This is a genomic window from Paenibacillus sp. fava2 (genome assembly GCF_058313675.1).
The window spans coordinates 98,518-114,210 of record NZ_JBZFQH010000002.1; the positions used below are offsets into that span (position 1 = coordinate 98,518).

The 15,693-nt window shown below is 46.2% G+C and carries 21 protein-coding genes; 12 read left to right on the forward strand and 9 right to left on the reverse strand.

Annotation, left to right across the window (positions count from 1 at the left end):
- The first annotated feature begins 10 nt into the window (after positions 1-10).
- Positions 11-460: a hypothetical protein gene (locus AC4G46_RS32575; protein WP_491129129.1), complete on the forward strand. Its 450-nt coding sequence runs from the start codon at positions 11-13 to the stop codon at positions 458-460.
- 25 nt (positions 461-485) lie between these two features.
- Positions 486-791: a helix-turn-helix domain-containing protein gene (locus tag AC4G46_RS32580; protein WP_491129130.1), complete on the forward strand. Its 306-nt coding sequence runs from the start codon at positions 486-488 to the stop codon at positions 789-791.
- A 524-nt stretch (positions 792-1,315) separates the two neighbouring features.
- Here the strand turns inward: AC4G46_RS32580 and AC4G46_RS32585 are convergent.
- Positions 1,316-2,134: a hypothetical protein gene (locus AC4G46_RS32585; protein WP_491129131.1), complete on the reverse strand. Its 819-nt coding sequence runs from the start codon at positions 2,132-2,134 to the stop codon at positions 1,316-1,318.
- A gap of 759 nt (positions 2,135-2,893) precedes the next feature.
- Here AC4G46_RS32585 and AC4G46_RS32590 point away from each other — a divergent pair.
- From AC4G46_RS32590 to AC4G46_RS32620, 7 genes are all read left to right on the forward strand, one after another.
- A complete protein-coding gene (locus AC4G46_RS32590) occupies positions 2,894-3,628 on the forward strand; it encodes an LPD29 domain-containing protein (RefSeq protein ID WP_491129132.1) in 735 nt (244 codons plus the stop codon).
- Between the two features lie 30 nt (positions 3,629-3,658).
- The gene (locus tag AC4G46_RS32595; RefSeq protein ID WP_491129133.1) at positions 3,659-3,877 is read left to right on the forward strand and encodes a Spo0E family sporulation regulatory protein-aspartic acid phosphatase; all 219 of its coding nucleotides are present in this window, start codon (positions 3,659-3,661) and stop codon (positions 3,875-3,877) included.
- 92 nt (positions 3,878-3,969) lie between these two features.
- Entirely contained in the window at positions 3,970-4,275 is a 306-nt protein-coding gene (locus AC4G46_RS32600) for a hypothetical protein (protein ID WP_491129134.1), read from the forward strand.
- Between the two features lie 63 nt (positions 4,276-4,338).
- A complete protein-coding gene (locus AC4G46_RS32605; RefSeq protein WP_491129031.1) occupies positions 4,339-4,755 on the forward strand; it encodes a hypothetical protein in 417 nt (138 codons plus the stop codon).
- Between the two features lie 94 nt (positions 4,756-4,849).
- On the forward strand, positions 4,850-5,188 hold the full coding sequence (locus AC4G46_RS32610; protein ID WP_491129032.1) for a sigma factor-like helix-turn-helix DNA-binding protein: 339 nt from the start codon (positions 4,850-4,852) through the stop codon (positions 5,186-5,188).
- Positions 5,189-5,311: 123 nt separating this feature from the next.
- Complete coding sequence (locus AC4G46_RS32615) at positions 5,312-6,349, forward strand: zeta toxin family protein (RefSeq protein WP_491129033.1); 1,038 nt, start codon at positions 5,312-5,314, stop codon at positions 6,347-6,349.
- A gap of 18 nt (positions 6,350-6,367) precedes the next feature.
- Positions 6,368-6,634: a hypothetical protein gene (locus tag AC4G46_RS32620; protein ID WP_491129034.1), complete on the forward strand. Its 267-nt coding sequence runs from the start codon at positions 6,368-6,370 to the stop codon at positions 6,632-6,634.
- A gap of 140 nt (positions 6,635-6,774) precedes the next feature.
- On the opposite strand, the gene AC4G46_RS32625 is transcribed toward AC4G46_RS32620, so the two are convergent.
- From AC4G46_RS32625 to AC4G46_RS32635, 3 genes are all read right to left on the reverse strand, one after another.
- Positions 6,775-7,719, reverse strand: coding sequence for a hypothetical protein (locus tag AC4G46_RS32625; RefSeq protein WP_491129035.1), 945 nt, complete (start codon positions 7,717-7,719; stop codon positions 6,775-6,777).
- Positions 7,720-7,777: 58 nt separating this feature from the next.
- On the reverse strand, positions 7,778-8,317 hold the full coding sequence (locus tag AC4G46_RS32630) for a MerR family transcriptional regulator (RefSeq protein ID WP_491129036.1): 540 nt from the start codon (positions 8,315-8,317) through the stop codon (positions 7,778-7,780).
- A gap of 1,949 nt (positions 8,318-10,266) precedes the next feature.
- Complete coding sequence (locus AC4G46_RS32635; RefSeq protein ID WP_491129037.1) at positions 10,267-10,401, reverse strand: hypothetical protein; 135 nt, start codon at positions 10,399-10,401, stop codon at positions 10,267-10,269.
- 152 nt (positions 10,402-10,553) lie between these two features.
- On the opposite strand from AC4G46_RS32635, the gene AC4G46_RS32640 reads away from it, so the two are divergent.
- Both AC4G46_RS32640 and AC4G46_RS32645 read left to right on the forward strand, forming a co-directional pair.
- Complete coding sequence (locus tag AC4G46_RS32640) at positions 10,554-10,769, forward strand: hypothetical protein (RefSeq protein ID WP_491129038.1); 216 nt, start codon at positions 10,554-10,556, stop codon at positions 10,767-10,769.
- A 51-nt stretch (positions 10,770-10,820) separates the two neighbouring features.
- Positions 10,821-10,976, forward strand: a complete 156-nt coding sequence (locus tag AC4G46_RS32645) for a hypothetical protein (RefSeq protein WP_491129039.1) — start codon at positions 10,821-10,823, stop codon at positions 10,974-10,976.
- A gap of 69 nt (positions 10,977-11,045) precedes the next feature.
- Here AC4G46_RS32645 and AC4G46_RS32650 read toward each other — a convergent pair whose 3' ends face one another.
- Entirely contained in the window at positions 11,046-11,180 is a 135-nt protein-coding gene (locus AC4G46_RS32650; RefSeq protein WP_491129037.1) for a hypothetical protein, read from the reverse strand.
- Positions 11,181-11,332: 152 nt separating this feature from the next.
- Here AC4G46_RS32650 and AC4G46_RS32655 point away from each other — a divergent pair, with 152 nt between their 5' ends.
- A complete protein-coding gene (locus tag AC4G46_RS32655; protein ID WP_491129040.1) occupies positions 11,333-11,764 on the forward strand; it encodes a hypothetical protein in 432 nt (143 codons plus the stop codon).
- Between the two features lie 61 nt (positions 11,765-11,825).
- Here the strand turns inward: AC4G46_RS32655 and AC4G46_RS32660 are convergent, their stop codons facing one another.
- The 4 genes from AC4G46_RS32660 to AC4G46_RS32675 all read right to left on the reverse strand — a co-directional run bounded on the left by AC4G46_RS32660 (position 11,826) and on the right by AC4G46_RS32675 (position 14,604).
- The gene (locus AC4G46_RS32660; RefSeq protein WP_491129037.1) at positions 11,826-11,960 is read right to left on the reverse strand and encodes a hypothetical protein; all 135 of its coding nucleotides are present in this window, start codon (positions 11,958-11,960) and stop codon (positions 11,826-11,828) included.
- Positions 11,961-12,190: 230 nt separating this feature from the next.
- Entirely contained in the window at positions 12,191-12,427 is a 237-nt protein-coding gene (locus AC4G46_RS32665) for a hypothetical protein (protein ID WP_491129041.1), read from the reverse strand.
- A 272-nt stretch (positions 12,428-12,699) separates the two neighbouring features.
- Positions 12,700-14,160: an FtsZ/tubulin family protein gene (locus tag AC4G46_RS32670; protein ID WP_491129042.1), complete on the reverse strand. Its 1,461-nt coding sequence runs from the start codon at positions 14,158-14,160 to the stop codon at positions 12,700-12,702.
- A gap of 33 nt (positions 14,161-14,193) precedes the next feature.
- Positions 14,194-14,604 (reverse strand): hypothetical protein, encoded by a 411-nt coding sequence (locus AC4G46_RS32675; RefSeq protein WP_491129043.1) that lies wholly within the window; start codon positions 14,602-14,604, stop codon positions 14,194-14,196.
- Positions 14,605-15,693: the final 1,089 nt, after the last annotated feature.

Genomic DNA, 15,693 nt, shown 5'->3' on the forward strand with positions numbered 1-15,693 from the left:
AAAGGATATAATGAAAACAACAATTGAATTTCTAACTGATTCACAAACAGGTGATAAACCTGTGCTTACTCTGATTCGTCAGATTGGAGAGGCTGGAAAGAACGATGCAGATCGCCTGCAGCTCTATTCGCTCGTTCTTCGCGGATTGGAGTTTTTAAGGAATTATGGTCTGCAGGAAGCGTTTAAAAAATATTTTGAAACGCACTTAGAAGATGGACGTCCTTACACTATTATGTTGGTTAAGAAGCTAAGGGATCATGTTCCACTGCTGGAGTTCCGAGTGAACTGGCAGGGGACGGGAGCCTTCCGGGCGGTATTTTTTGAACATTACGAAGAAGATCAGCAAGTTTTGGTTTTCGTGAGGGCTGTTATTAAGCAGACTACACACGATCCCGATTTTGAACGAATCGTAATGGAGGCCGAAAACGCATATTCGGGTTTTTTGACCCACCGGAAGTAAACTATTTACTTTAGGGGATGATCGTATGGAAAGAAGATTAGGACAAGATTTTGAAGAGCTGATGAAGGAAGCCAGGGAAATCCCGGAAGTCCGGGATTACCTTGATAGCTTTTCTGTTGTGATAGGGAATATCGTGTACGCGCGTAGGATGCAGCTAAATCTGTCGCAGCAAGAACTTGCAGAGCGGGCCGAAACGACTCAAAAACGCATTTCTCTTATTGAGAGTGCAAAAGGGAATGTAGGGCAAGAGGTTTTAAACCGGGTTTTTCGTGAACTTAAGCTTTCCAATTTAGAAGCACATTTCGATGAACAGGCAGCAGCGCGGGCATAAATGCACCGTGCTCTTTTTTTTATGGATCATGTTTTTTCAAGGCTTTGCGCGGCCCGACTGCCGTGTCGGATTTTCCGCCACGGCAGTCGGGGCGTCCGTTCCGGACGCTATAGGTTGTGAATTGCTACTCAATTCACTGATTTATATAGATACTATAGATGTATCTAAAGTAGTATCAACATCACAAATTCACTTTCTAAACCCCATTATCATCCATAAAAGATGTTAGTTTTCGTTCCGTGTAGTAACTGCATAAAAGTCTTGGTATAGAGCGATTTTTCAGTGATTGTGCTTATAGTTTCTGTAGATGTATCTATATAAGTTACTACCGATTCTCAAAATGAAAATGTTTGTCTGCACTGGGACGATTTTACGGAGGACGAGCAGGTAGAAAAACAAAGAAAAACCCAAGGCTTGTTGGCCTTGGGTTTTTCAGCTCTACCGAGCGTCTTAAAACTAAATGGTTCAGTGCTCCCGATCGGGACTCATATAACCTTGTAAACGAATAATACCTCATATATCCATTAGTTGTCAAGGCTCTCTTCAGGGATCCCCGCGGCGGCTTCCGCAATAGCTCGTTGCCTCATTTTGTTTGCGATAACACTTTCTGCGGCTGCACGGACAGTTACATCCTCTGATGCCAACTCTCTAAGAAGCCTTCTTTTTTCAGATATTGGCATTACCAGCGCGGTGACAGGAATCGTCTTCACTTGTTCGCTTTCCGGGAGCTTATAAAATAAAAAATCATGGTGCATAAAATAGCTCACAGGCCGGTCTATGTCATTCCGTGTTTCCGGATCTAGTCCGGTAGGCATCATATTTCCTGTTTTCTCAAGTAAGACGGTTTTTAACATTGGTTCCTTCAGTATAGATTTGTGAAATAGGTCCAATGTTTTCATTTGCTGTGTCTGAGTAAGATTGACGTGCACGGGTATGCCTGTAGGATCCGGCTTCGTTGGATAAGCAATGATGCTTTTCCGGGTAATGGTTTGAGGCTGGTTTGCATCAATCGAATGATCGGGTTCCGGTAATCCAATAATCGGACCGATGGAGAATTTTTCTCTCCCTGGCTCTACGTTGCTTGTGATTGGAAGAATTACAATAGTCTCGCTTTTGATCGGAGCATCCCACACGACTGCATAATGGTTATCGTTCATGACGTTACCGATTCCGATCATACTGACCTTCACGATATCGAATTTGTTCAGAATGGGTTCATATATTCCACCCGTTCTTGGTACCCTTTTCTTTTCGGCATTTATAATTCGCCGGAACTGGGATATAAGCTTCCTCTGTACGTCTGGCTGTAAGCCTGAAAATTCTCTGTTTAGTCGTCCTGGCAAATTTGATTCTCTCCCTTAATGGTTAATGTGCGTGTACACCCGGCGATTATAACATATCAAATGCCCTAAAATATGTTAACTAGAATTCAGTAGAGTACTTTTTTACTTGAGTCTCAGGTGAATTGAAATGATGAAAACAAACCAATTCTTCAGCCGTGAAACCCCGCCACCCCGCAAATTCGGAAGCGACCAGCCAGGGAAGGACGCCCTGTCTGTTCCATTCCGAATTTTTTTGCGCCGCAAGCTCTGCAAAAAGGGGTACCCGGCGGCACGGAAGGGCTAAAGGTCAAGGTCAAAGTGCAAGGCCGGGGAAAGAATGCCCCGGCCCTTTCTTGTGGGGGGAATCAAAGAAGACAGGCGGACGGGGTGCATCACGCGGCGGTTACAGCGATCTGCATTCTCCTGCCCTTTTCAGCCGCAAACATCCGAAGGCGTAACGTATCCGTCATTTTAGCCAACCATACCGAACCTTGCCGTGCAAGGGCGGCTTATCTCTTCGAGAACACCGGCCCTTCGGGCAAACCCTTGCACGGCAAGAACCGGCATGGTTAATCGGGCTATGACGGCTACGTTACACGGATGTTTGCTCTTTGAAAAGTTCATACGAAAGCAGAAAGCTCACAAGTAACACCTTCGTTCTTACCCCTAAAGATTTCCGCTCATTGCCGCTCGGGCTAGCCCGGCAAACGTGGCCGGATGTTAGGGGGTGGTTCACATAAACACAAGTGTTTTTCAACAAATAAAAGGGGATGATCTTCCATGGAAAAGGTAAGTATCAGCGGTAAAGAGACAAAAAAGCATATAGGTGCGGCGCTTAAGGCATTGTTTCCAAAAGTGAAGTTTTCCTTAACTTCCGATTACGATACAGTTCGTGTTGCGTGGACGGATGGGCCGATGACTTTCGATATTGAAAAAGTGCTAAATCGATTCGCAAGTTATACCTTGATTCGGTCGCATGATGACAATTACAAAGCTACCGGATATGAGTGGGAGGGTGTAACCTACATCGGCGCTAGGTATTTAAATACAAGTCGTAAACTATCCGACGAGCGCCGGCGTGTAATTGTAGATTATATGGATGCTGCAGGAGGGATTAGTTTCAATGATGCTAACATTCCCCAGCGTGCTCAGGCAGAGATTGACTTAATCAGTGAAGGTATTCTGGAGGGTACTGCACCTCTGGATCTTCCGGATCTCATGCGAGAAGAGCGGCCGATGGAGGATCATCGGAAAAAGAAGCCGGCTCCTTTGGTTAGTATCCATGCTATGAGTAGTAACCAGGTGCAGGAGGGAAAACCACTAAACAATGTGGTGAATTTCCCACTTAAGTCTAAGGATAATATCCATCTGGATTTAACGCCTGAGCAGCAGCTGAAAATGCGTGTAATCGAAGTGTTCTTTCAGAAGAACTTCCTAGATGACCGTGGGACTACGGTGGATGAGGCGTTTGCTTTTATTGCGAATGAATTGTATGCGGGTAACCGGGGGAAATAATCCCCGGTCCCAGGAAGGGGACAAATATTCATGAGTGAACAAAATGCAGAGCGGCCTGTCACTAAAGAAGAAATTGATCAACTTGCGGCTGAAGTGGACGTTACTCGGGAGGAATTGAACCGAAGAGGCGGGGATCTCCGAATAGTAAGCGCGGATTTACTTGAACTGTCGATGAAACTCGATATGCTGATAAACAATTACACCAGTAAGATCAATTTGTTTAAAAAACAGAATGGATATAAATCATGACGCTGGCCGCAGCGCCGTAGAAATTGCGTTGCGGCTCCCTTCTTTTTTGGTTTTTGCAGTTGTCTCGTCACGTTTATTCTGTACTGCAGGCTATGGACGGATCCCAAAATAAGATTTTCACTACGGAAGGTGATGGAATGAGAACAAAATTAATTATTTCTATCGGCGTGTTCTTTATTATTCTGCAATTCTCCACAATCACTTTGTTTAACCAGATGCTTACAATATCCGAAAAACATAATCTTCCTCTGGAAGAAGTGCAGCGGTATCAGGGGTTAATCATGAAAACTATTTACGGATCTCTCCTGGTTGGGGGAGTCCTATCTTTACTATTAATCATAGCGCTGCTGCTCATCGAGGTGATTTCAACCCCGGCGAAGCATCGGACTAACGTGTAAGTTTAAATCTTCCTGCTGCAGCTGGGTCAGTAGCTGAAGGCGGGTTTAAGGGGAGGCGGGTATATGGTTAAGAACAGTAACCAAGAGCAAGAATCTTACCTTTTGGCCAAGTCTATTCATGAAGCATTAGAACTGCAGTATAAAGTCATGGAACAAGCGTATATTTCATCGAATCAAATCCGGAATGAGGATGGTAGCATTCCGCGGGCGAGCTGGGCTATTAACGATGAGCAGCAGCGGGAAAAAGCGATGAAGGATTGTTCAAAGCTCATTGAAGATTCCGGTTTGTGGGCTGACATCCTGGAGGCGCGGGATGCGCTGCAGCAGGCTGAAGAAGTCTTGCTGGAATACGGTTTAGGTTTAATTCCGGAGAAAGGAAAAGAGATTCTCCAAAAGGCTGTGAGCCAAAACATGACTATTCGTAAAAAAGTGATTGATCTAGTGCTAAAACTGGATACTAGGACCGTTAAACCATTATGAATTCAGTATGGGAGGCTGCGGATCCTCTCTGAAATAAAGCTATATAAAAAACGTAGCCGGTCAGTGACCGGCTACAATTAAGGAGGATAATACAATGACCGAAGAGCAAATGATTGTATTTACAAAGGGTTGCAAGGATCTGTATTATGGCCGTTCACGTACAAACCCAAAACAAACAGTAAAGTTAACATCTGAAGAGGAAGTGATCTTTAAGGGGATTTTTGAAACGCATGTTTCTTTCATGCGAGATACACGGAAACAATCTATCATTAGCCGCCGTTTTGGACTCTGGGGCGGTCAGAAAGAATCGCTGAAGGCTATAGGGCAGGCGCTGGGTATTACGGGTAGCCGTGTGGGACAACTTGAATATAAGGCACTCCTGGAGCTTTTTCGTTTGGTTCATCCGAAATGGCGAACATTGATTTGCCAGTAATACAAAATTAGCAGCAAATTAGGGTGATCTAAATCAATGAGGTTGAGGTATTGTTTATAGTTGCTTACCTGAGTGCGGTGATATAATTATTGATAGATTATACATCGAAATGGGGGAACCCGATTGGACTTCCAAACCACGAAGGAAGCATATTTTCTTAATGGCCAATACACAGAGTTTCGCCAAATGCTTCATCAGCGTATCATTCAGGATCTTACGGCTCACCTTCAGCCACCTGCAGACCAGTCATTAGTTATTTTTTTAGGCGGCGGATCTGCATCCGGAAAGACATCGATATCTAAACTACTTCTGCAGAGCTTTGCAGACGACAATGAGCATGTCATACATATCGATTCAGATACGATAAAATCAATGCTACCGGAGCACGCTTCATTTCTGCAGCAGGATCCGAATACAACGGCCAGCCGGCTGCATGAAGAAAGTAGCGATATTGCTGAGGCCTTATTTTCCAAAGGCTTAGAAAAGAATATTAATATCCTCCTGGATGGAACAATGAAATCAGCGGGGCGCGCCGAGCGCATGATTGGTCTAGCCCGCAGCCATGGATATAAAGTCTCTGTCGTGATTGCGGATGTTTCATTGGATGAAGCCCTGCAAAGAGCAGAAAAGCGCTTCATCATCGAACAGCGCCGCGTTCCAGAGTCGGTCATACGTGAGAGTCATCAAAAGGTGCCGGAGACAGTTAAGCAGATCGAGAACCTGGTTGATTCGATATATCTCTACGACACAACGGAAAGGCATCCCTCACAGTTTTATGTAAGGGATAAAGGGGAAGTCCTGCAGATCAACGAATCCAGGCTTGCTGAATTTTATAATAAGGCAAATATAGGAACGAATCAGGAGAAGTGGATCACTCCAGCAGAGCCGCGGCAGCTGCTGCATATTCTGAAGGAAGCCGATGGGCTACCTACTGGGAACCAAGTGACAGCCGAGCTTCTACATCAAAAGGTAGACCGCTATTTTTATGAGAAGGTGAATGGCCATGAAACATTACGGTACCAGGTGCACGGCGGGAATGACATCAAGCAAATACGGTTTGAAAATGCGCCTTATTTGTCTAAACAAACCCGTAATATGATGTTAGATCAGGCCAGTCAGGTACATATTCAACCGATAAGAAATTTAGGGATGGAATTATAAGAAAAGGAGCTGAGAAGTATGGATATGAAGAAATTGATGGAAACTTTCGAGGGTAACAAAGAGGCACATTATGAAAAATTGCTTACTGCAGAGAAGAAGCAATTATCCCTTATAGAGATAATGGGCACTGTTGGTGAAGGCAGAGAGCTCAAAACGGTGAAAATTTGGTGTGAGAAGGAATTTGGACTTGAAGTGCCGGCGGAATTAAGTGCGGACACGAATATGTACACGCACAAGGAAGTCTGGGCTCTCCTGAATCGGTATCTTACAAGTCCGGAAGAATAAAGAAAGGCCCCGATCTCATTAGACCGGGGCTTTGTTGTAGCTTCAGGCGTTCTTAAACGGCTTTAGAGCTCTTGATTTCAGGAAGTGAGAGGAATATTGCTAGAACGCGAATCGTCTCGCACATACGCTTTTACGGGGGCTCAGGACTCTGGAAACTGCAGCGCCCTCCACGTAAACCCCTCTTCAGCGCAATCTACAAGCTGATAGTGATTGCCCACATTAAAAAGAATACCGTCCAGCTGGCTGACACTTTCAGTCTTACCATAACGCTTCAAAAAAGCGTCTCCGAATGCTTGTAACGAAAAATACCCAGTAGATATAGCGTAGTGTTTCGAATTCTCCATTCTAATTTTAAGATAAAGATATTTCTTGTACTCTCTATATTCATCTTGATTAAACTTCATATCCCATTTACCTAATATCCATTTTTGGTAAAGCAAATCGGCGTAAAGTTCAAAGTTAGTAGCTTCTTGGACGGCCTGATCTTCAGAAATAGGGGTTGCTTCATGCTCGATGACAAAAAACTTGTCGGGATGTTCTGCAAAGTGTAGTTTCTCACCATTATTTAGCGTGAATGATGTGTTCCGAGGCCACTTAGATGCCTTGAAATTGAGATATTTGTTAGAAACACCTTCGAACGGATCTATTTTCATCAGATCGTTGATCGCTAATGTTGGAGACACATTTACATCTTTAACAGAAAAATCAAAGACAATGCAGCTTTCGGAGTCAGAATATTTTTTGTGAGTCTCCAAAAAGAAATTAAAAAAATAAGGATGTTTAAACAATAGAGCTGCCTTAGCTTGAAGCGCTTCGTAAGGGAATTGTTTGATTTCAACGATAGCACGCTCACCGCTAGCAGCATCAAGAAAACTGGCTTCAGGTTCCATTTTCGTGTTACCGCCTGTTCTCCGCTGGTCTCGCGGCTCATTGTCAGCGTATTCGAAAGACCGTTCAATTAGTGGATTAAGGAACTTCATAACCGCTATAGATTCGTCAATATCCAGAAGGTTTGAATTCTTTGGATCCGGAGTGATCCACCCTTCTATCGGAAATGCTTTAATAGAACGATTTAATAAGCGCACTAATCTCTTCCTTTCATTTCTCAAAAAAACCAACCTTCAGCGGATCCACTTTATCCTATCAGAACCAACGATTCCACCAACGACTTTTTTTACGCAAGTGCTCCTGGGTACTGGCCAATTCGGCTTTCACTTCATCTAGTTTTCTTTGCAGATCCAGCATGGCAGCTGTATGATCGGATAACTGAAGATCTTGGCCGTCCAAACGTTCCTGGTGCTTTTGAAGGTCCTCAGAATGTTGACCCACAACAAGAGCCGTTTTTGTAATTTCCTCCATCATACGAGTAGTCACATGAGGATCAGGATATGTAGACTCAAGCTCTTTATCTAAACTTATACGGATTTCATCCGCAGCGGCTCCCTCTACGGTAATAGGGAACCGGCTCATTAATTCACGAAGAATCTCGGGTTTTGCGTAATTCTCTTCCCGCAGCCGTTTGATCTCAAGTAGAACTGCAATGCAATCGGGACGGTAATAGGTGATAGAGCCCTCTTTTGTCGTCGGAATAAACATATGAAATTCAATGATCCAATCGGAAACCGTGCTTTTGGGTACATTCACAGCATCGATTAACTCACGTTTTCGCAACATTTGCTTCATTTACCGGCTTCCCTCCTATCGCCCGTCCAGCGCAAAATATAAGAATCGGCCGGACTGACTGATGATTGTATCATATCAAGAATTTAGAAATTTACGGCAATTTCGAGAAAGGTTCTTAATTATACCCAAAATTCGACTTTATGATTTTTTGCAGCTGTGCTATAGTAAATGTTAATAGGCGTCCTAAAATGATAGATGCCTGGTAACCTTTCAAATTAACTACCCTTGACAATAAAAAAAAGCCATCGTTTCAGCGGCTCATGGGCTACCAACCCTTCAGCTGCTCCTACCGAACTAGTCCTTCGGGAGAAACAGGCGCCTTACGATGACCTTCTTTTCAGTGAATATTGATTAGGTTGTGTTTATACAACTTGATGACACTATTCTAGCATATCAAACGCAGTCCTTTCAAGCGTTTGAAGCAAAATGGGAGAAGTTTCATAGGTCATTCTGCTGACAAACGTAAAGCCCTGTGTCCACCGGATCAATTTCGGTAGACACAGGGCTTTTTTAGTTGTCTAAGGGACTCAGCCCCAAGGCCAGGGCCGCGCTGGAAGGAGCGTACATAACCGATTGGCTGCCAAAAAAGTGAAAAATCAATAGGCTACCCCCCTTCTCTTTTCGATTTTTTTGAAAATTTGAGGGCATGGGGTCTGGTTTTCTATTGCCAAAATTAGAGAGCGGCTTTCGAGCTAACTCTACCATAATAAAATATGATAACGCCTTGGGTTTCTGTCGATTTACATTTTTTAACAAATTGGCGACCTTTGAAGGCTTAGTTTCCTATTGTCTTTTTTAAGAATAGGAATTAATCCTTGCTGAGCACAGCGTAGCTCCGTGGTTTATGTTACAAAACGGGCAGGAATAACACGTAAAAAAACTGTCGATCGTACAGGAGGGAGCCTTACCCCAAGCGTGCGGTTATTACCGGGTTGCCACGTTCATCCGTGGCTCACACTTGCATCCTAACCAGATGCAAAGTGAAGCCGGCCTAGCCCCCGTTTACCTTCAGTCGGGATGACAATCGCACGGACGGGGGCATGTTGGGCGTGTCTCCAAGCACATAACCCCGGCGAAAGCTAGTCCAACGTAAGGCAAAACGAAGTGTAACCCATATGGATGTGACTCCATCCAGGGAAACGACCGTTCCGAATAGTACGAGGTAAAGAGCCGATAGAACCCTGCTGGAAACTGTTCAGGGGAGGCTAGACCCCGGTTTGAATGAGCTATTGAATGCTGTAGTGGCAGACTGGTCATAGGAACCGTAACCAGTTAGAGTAATCGATCAATAGGCGCTAAAAGCGCGTGGTAGAAACAATTCCGGCAGTCAGCCGCCGATAGTGCTGACCCGTTTGTTTAAACCTACCTTATCCCAGTAAGCGACCACCGATGTTGCTTACCTTTCGGGATAAGGTGAATTGTGTCCACATCACCCCTTCTCAAAAGAACAAAGCGAAATGCCTTTTGTGCAGTTCAATTCACCTTTAATGTAGGGGCGGGCGTGGGGAGAATGTTTTCAATCAGCCGGAACGGCGAAAACGCATTAGCGTTTTTACCTTTTCTCAGCGGATTGTGGATATTTAATTCAGCTTATCGAATTATCCACAGGGTAGGTGTTTTGGTTGGGGGGCTCCCCCTGTTGCTTAGTTGCTTAATACATACTACAGGCTGCTTTTATTGTGAATTTTTCATTATATGAATATTTCACAATAGTTGTATATCAAGGAGGATGAATGATAGTAGTTACTGTTAATCAGGAGTTTTTGACTCCCTCCCTTCCCTATGTACCTGGTAACTCAACACAGTTCCATCAGTCCGCCCGGCGTCCGGTAACCCGTCCAGTGCCGGCAAGCCAGCCGCGCTGCAGCTGGTGTGCCCAGATCAATGAATCAGCGCTGTCTGGCGGCGATCGCGGCTGCTACCAACATCCAGGTGCATCCGCCGGACCTTCAGACGAAGAAACAATCAAGCCGTCCGCCCGGCGTCCGGTAACCCGTCCAGTGCCGGCAGGTCAGCCGCGCTGCAGCTGGTGTGCCCAGATCGATGAACCAGCGCCGTCTGGCGGCGACCGTAGCTGCATCCATACATCCAAAGAGGATCTGCAGCAGAAACGGCCGTCCGCCTGGCGTTCGGTAACCCGTCCAGTGCCGGCAGGCCAGCCGCGCTGCAGCTGGTGTGCCCAGATCAATGAATCAGCGCCGTCTGGCGGCGATCGCGGCTGCATCCATACATCCAGGTGCATCAGCCGGATCTTCTGCAGAAGAAACAAATCAAGCCGTCCGCCCGGCGTCCGATAAACCGTCCAATGCCGGCAGGCCAGCCGCGCTGCAGCTGGTGTGCCCAGATCAAAAAAGCAGGCCGTCTGGCGATCGTAGCTGCTACCAACACCCAGGTGCATCCGCCGGATCTTCAGACGAAGAAACAATCAAGCCGTCCGCCCGGCGTCCGGTAACCCGTCCAGTGCCGGCAGGTCAGCCGCGCTGCAGCTGGTGTGCCCAGATCAATGAATCAGCGCCGTCTGGCGGCGATCGCGGCTGCTACCAACATCCAGGTGCATCCGCCGGATCTTCTGAAGAAGAAACAAATCAAACCGTCCGCCCGGCGTCCGATAAACCGTCCAATGCGGGCAGGCCAGCCGCGCTGCAGCTGGTGTGCTTAGATCGATGAATCAGCGCCGTCTGGCGGCGACCGCAGCTGCTACCAACATCCAGGTGCATCCGCCGGACCTTCAGACGAAGAAACAATCAAGCCGTCCGCCCGGCGTCCGGTAACCCGTCCAGTGCCGGCAGGTCAGCCGCGCTGCAGCTGGTGTGCCCAGATCGATGAACCAGCGCCGTCTGGCGGCGACCGTAGCTGCATCCATACATCCAAAGAGGATCTGCAGCAGAAACGGCCGTCCGCCTGGCGTTCGGTAACCCGTCCAGTGCCGGCAGGCCAGCCGCGCTGCAGCTGGTGTGCCCAGATCAATGAATCAGCGCCGTCTGGCGGCGATCGCGGCTGCATCCATACATCCAAGTGCATCAGCCGGATCTTCTGCAGAAGAAACAAATCAAGCCGTCCGCCCGGCGTCCGATAAACCGTCCAATGCCGGCAGGCCAGCCGCGCTGCAGCTGGTGTGCCCAGATCAAAAAAGCAGGCCGTCTGGCGATCGTAGCTGCTACCAACACCCAGGTGCATCCGCCGGATCTTCAGACGAAGAAACAAACCAAGCCGTCCGCCCGGCGTCCGGTAACCCGTCCAGTGCCGGCAAGCCAGCCGCGCTGCAGCTGGTGTGCCCAGATCAATGAATCAGCGCCGTCTGGCGGCGATCGCGGCTGCTACCAACATCCAGGTGCATCCGCCGGATCTTCTGAAGAAGAAACAAATCAAACCGTCCGCCCGGCGTCCGATAAACCGTCCAATGCGGGCAGGCCAGCCGCGCTGCAGCTGGTGTGCTTAGATCGATGAATCAGCGCCGTCTGGCGGCGACCGCAGCTGCTACCAACATCCAGGTGCATCCGCCGGACCTTCAGACGAAGAAACAATCAAGCCGTCCGCCCGGCGTCCGGTAACCCGTCCAGTGCCGGCAGGTCAGCCGCGCTGCAGCTGGTGTGCCCAGATCGATGAACCAGCGCCGTCTGGCGGCGACCGTAGCTGCATCCATACATCCAAAGAGGATCTGCAGCAGAAACGGCCGTCCGCCTGGCGTCCGGTAACCCGTCCAGTGCCGGCAGGCCAGCCGCGCTGCAGCTGGTGTGCCTAGATCGATGAATCAGCGCCGTCTGGCGGCGACCGCAGCTGCTACCAACATCCAGGTGCATCCGCCGGACCTTCAGACGAAGAAACAATCAAGCCGTCCGCCCGGCGTCCGGTAACCCGTCCAGTGCCGGCAGGTCAGCCGCGCTGCAGCTGGTGTGCCCAGATCGATGAACCAGCGCCGTCTGGCGGCGACCGCAGCTGCATCCATACATCCAGGTGCATCCGCCGGATCTTCATCAGAAGAAACAAATCAAGCCGACCGCCCGGCGTCCGGTAACCCGTCCAATGCCGGCAGGCCAGCCGCGCTGCAGCTAGTGTGCCCAGATCAAAAAAGCAGGCCGTCAGGCGGCGATCACAACTGCATCCATACATCCAGGTGCATCAGCACAGATCTTCAGCAGAAGAAACAAATCAAGCCGTTCGCCCGGCGTCCGATAAACCGTCCAGTTCCAGGAGGCCAGCCGGCGCTGCAGATGGTATGCCTAGACTAGATAAAAATATTGAGTGGAGTACAAGCAGACCAATGAATTAATGTCGGGTAGTCTTGGATAGGGATGCGCGGGTGGGGAAGAGGACTCCTAGAATGCATAAAAAGACGCACCAAGACTTAGAGGAAGTCTTAGTGCGCCATTTTACTATTAGCTTTAAGTGAGCGAGTTAGGATCAATATCAGAGAAGTCCATATTATCAATTAAGTCATCGCTGGATTTATCTGACTCAGTAGCTTGGGCATCTGGATCGTCAATACCATCAATACCAAATTCACTGAGGTCCATATCAAAATCGAATACTTCTTCTTGGGCCGCAGCTATTTGTTGGATAGACTCTTCTTTAAAGGTCACAGCTCTTTGTTTGGCCATATATTCTTCATACTCTGTTACGAGTCCCTTAGAGAGCCGGGAAGGGAGAGCTTCTGTTTTATAAAATGAAAACGCAGTCGCTTTAAAATTATTCGGCTCATTCAAATAACCGGAAAATATAGTTCCAAGCAGAGGCAGCCTACTTGCTACTTCTTCTTTCGCATTATCAATAAAGGAGCTTTCAAATTTATTTAGGTCTGGAGGAATAATTCCTAACAGTCCAACATGCTGAATTTTGGCGTACTGGGATGACCCATCTTCAGCATGCTCTACAAGTGCGATAGAGTCATGCAGGTTATTACTATCCAGGGAATCGACAAACAACTTGGTCAGGTCATCACTATTGGAAATAGCCTTAACGTTTGTTTCTACCCGATTCATGACCAAGCATCCAACCTTTTCAAGCACAATACGTCTAAAGTCATTCGAGTCAAAAATGACTGACGTCCCACTACCATTCGTGCCAGTGTTAAGTTCATGAAGAATTGAACTGATTTCATTATTTGCGAAATCCCTATAGTTCTTAATCTTTGGCATCAGGGTTCCTTGTTCCGCAACAAAACGATCATAGAACATCTGGTTGTCTGGGAAGGTGACGAAGGCGATCCCTTTCGTGGGATTCTTAGCCATGTTCCAAATCCGGGAAGCAAAATCATTGACTTGCCGCAAAACATCGGGACCATCACTACGAACAGGGATTGTGGCAATCACTCCGATTTTAACAAATTGATCCTTAACTTTGATGAAAGCCTGTTGCTGGTAGGTTTTAATGTTTTTTCTAAATTCAAGGTCACCAACAGTAGTTCGGATTGCTTGCATTTCCTTTCTGACCTTACTCATATTATGGTGGTCATGAAATTCATCAATCGCTTTAATAATGGTGGCAGTACCGGTACCACCGCCAAGTCCTGCGATAAACAGTACGAGCTGATCCTTAACGCCGACCTTTGTTGTGATGAATGATTTTAGAGATTCTTTGACCTGCGCATTCTCTTCGAGAATGGTCAAGGCTTTTTCCGGGTTTTTTCCCAATCCCCCAAGCTTCAAAGACAACCGGTTATCCTGCGGAATAAATTTGAGTTCTTCCAAGTCTCCATCGTTTGAATTTAAAGCAAGCGTAGTATATGAAGGAGAACCATCCATAGTTTTATATGCTGCGAACCTGTCTGCAATACGTGTACCGGCTTGTCCAAATCCTACGATTGTCATTGGAATAGAGGGGGTGTTTTCACGATATGATGTCAAATTATTCACTCCTTAATATAGAATGGTTTCAGACTAATTTGAATTTATACTTCGTGTTCTGCGAATAACTTCTCCGGCGACATTACGACCACGCGGAGTCAAGAAAACAAGCTTGGTAGGGTGGAAGGACTTATAGTAGCACAAGGTCATTTTCAGCAGTGAATCGACGATACGTTCCGCATGCTTCCGGTCAATATTGGCTTCAACTGTTTCGTATTTTTTCCCCTTTTTCAGCACTCTTCGTTGGAGCTTTACCTTCTCCGCCAATTCCTTAATCGAGATTCCACTATTGAGTTCATCATTCTTATGGGAGTCCGCATGCTGGCCAATAGCTAGCAGAATTCTCTTCAAAGCTATGTCTGACTCAACGATATCTGTGAACATAGACAGCTGCTCCTGACTGAATTCAACCCCTATGTACTTTTGGTGAAGTTGTATTTCCATTAAAAAATCACCACCTCCGTTCTTATAGATACCATTACAGTTACTGCAATAATTATATCAAGTAAATAATAAATAATCAACCTCTAAAAAACCCTTATATATCAAGCTTTTTTTGTAGTTACTATTACGGTTTCTAAATTGGTTTCCATATCGAATTTTGACGGAAAAAATCGTATTTTCTGACTGTATTCTGTTGAAATGCAATGTTTGTTCTAGGTAATTATTAACGAATAGAACAAAAATACTTTAATAGATACTATTATAGTATCTATTAAAAACACCTTTAATATAAAGGGTTTTTAGCGGATGTTCCGTTAAAGATACTCTTTTGGTTTCTATTATATCTTCTATTGTAGTTACTATATACGATTTTGAAACAAACCATCATTAAAGCGCGAGGGAATAAGTTCGATTCATTTCTCCCTGAAAAGATCTGATAGTCTATATACGGGGCAGCTATGGAGCAATGATTGTGATATAAGAAGACTCTCAACAAAGGGAGTTAGATCGACTTAGTGAGAGAAAGGACTAACAGTGAAGAACGTCCGGATCCAGGGAATCTACCCTCTGAATAACTCGGCCCAGAATGTCAGCAAACGTTACTCTTTTTTAAGAAAGAGGTAATTTCACTGTCTGCAAATGCGTCAGATGAATTGTCCGACAATAGTAGCAATATTCCTTATAGAATGTGATACAAACTGTCAGAGAAATTGTCTGATAAGATGTCCGATGTTTTTATCTTACGATCGAAAATATCTACAGAGGGTGTCAGCAGTTTTCATTCTGAAATATGCTGTTTTGAAGCGAATCGGTTACGTTCATTCCTTGATTCCCCGGCTAGAGAAAGGGGAGTGCACTGAATATCTGAATGATAGTTTTGTTGATTGCTCTTCATCCCCGAAGCAGTTTCCCCATAAATTCGAACGATCCGCAGCTGGTTAGATTAACAAGGATACTCTTACTTTGATAACGAGTGATGGTTCTATACGTACAAGAAGCCGACCGCAGCTCAGCAACAGACAATCAAACGGATATTGTAGATGGATAACTGAAGAAGCTCTGTAAGAGCGCAGCCGGCCGTCAAGCATA